Annotated in this window: 1 protein-coding gene; it reads right to left on the bottom strand. The window is 60.6% G+C overall.

Annotated features, from left to right (window positions below):
• Nucleotides 1–25: 25 nt before the first annotated feature.
• The gene (locus V8352_RS21740) at nt 26–1,381 is read right to left on the bottom strand and encodes an IS5 family transposase (protein ID WP_336426342.1); all 1,356 of its coding nucleotides are present in this window, start codon (nt 1,379–1,381) and stop codon (nt 26–28) included.
• Between the last annotated feature and the right edge of the window lie 36 nt (nt 1,382–1,417).

The raw sequence follows: 1,417 nt of genomic DNA, 5'->3' as shown, positions 1-1,417 counted from the left end.
CATTAGTTCACCCTGAACAACGATTTCAGTCGTTGATTTGAAGTCCCTGATGTTGCCCTTCACCGTGCATGAACCCTCGGAGCACTGTTATCAGCCAGACGAACTGGCACAAAATGCTCCTCAGATGGCGCAGGATCATGCGTATGTTGTGACCGCATCCGCACAGGACCGCAAAGAGAGCGTCGCCGGTGGTTCCTTTCAGCGGGCATCGGGTCAGGCGCCCATCTGTCTTCATGTGGCCTATCATCGGCTCGATGGCGCTTCGTCGTCGCAGCAGTTTCGCGATGGTTCTGGTGACGCCGCGACGGGCACCGCTGATGAAGACTTTGACGGTCTCGACGCCGTGGCCGCGATAACCGCGATCGACAAAGGCCATGGTAGGGCGCTGATCGGTCAGGATCTCCACCTGTTCCAGTGCCTCGTGCAACGTGTGGCCATCGTAGGGATTGCCTGGCAGCGCACGCATTCCGACGACGAAGCCGCCTTCAGTGGTGGTGGCGACGGTGACCTTGGTGCCGAACTCGTAGCGCTTGTGCGCCTTGCCCTTGGAGATGCAACCCACAGCTGGTTCGTGCAGGCTGTAGAGTTTCCTGCGGTCCTTCGGCTTTTGCGCCAGCAGTCGGTTTACCAGCGCCACCAGATCCTGCAACTGTGTCTTCAGCAGCCCCTCGGCCACCTTGTCCATCTGCCGTGCGATGTCGCGCAGCACGCGCCCGGTATAGCCCTTGAGCCGGCGCAGCGCCTTGCGCATCCGCTTGAATTGCCTGGCGTGGGCATAGCGGCCAACTTGAACGGACAGCCGGGGGCCGAGGCGGTTGTAGTTCTGGCGTAGATTGATGCCAGCCTCACGCGCCAGCGCGACGAGCTTGCGCCGTGCTCTCTCGTAGAGCCGGGCATCCGTCGGATGCACGATGTTCTTTTCCATCACCGTGGTATCGACCGTGACTTTCTTCAGGTGGTCGTCCCGCACCGTGCCGGCGCGCTGCCCGGCCTTGATCGTCTCGGTCAGCAGCCACTCGACACCCTCTTCGCCAATGCGGTTACGCCAGCGGGTCATCGAAGAAGGGTCGAGCGGCAGGCGATGCTGAAAGAATGTCTCACCGCAGAAATGCTGCCAATATGGGTTCTCCGCCCACCGCGCCACGACCGCCTCATCCGAGAGCCGAAAGGCATGCTGAAGATACAGCAGTCCCGCAATCAGGCGGGTCGGCGTAGCGGGTCGCCCGGTCTGCGACGGGAACAGCCCTACCCATTCACGCTCGAACACCTCCCAGTCGATCAGTCCGGCGAGCTTTACCAGTTCGTGGCGCATGTCGATCATCTGGACCAATCGTGCGCGCAACAGATCATCCTGTTCCGGAAGAGGTGTTTTGGGCTTCATAGCGCGGCTCAAAATTGCAGGGTTATGACCACAATT

The organism is Roseovarius sp. D0-M9, assembly GCF_037083805.1.
Taxonomy (GTDB): Bacteria; Pseudomonadota; Alphaproteobacteria; order Rhodobacterales; family Rhodobacteraceae; genus Roseovarius.
This window is presented reverse-complemented; position numbering and strand designations above follow the sequence as displayed.

Excerpts from the sequence above, each read along its gene's own strand:
- V8352_RS21740 (WP_336426342.1), bottom strand. The coding sequence starts at position 1,381 with ATGAAGCCCAAAACACCTCTTCCGGAACAGGATGATCTGTTGCGCGCA.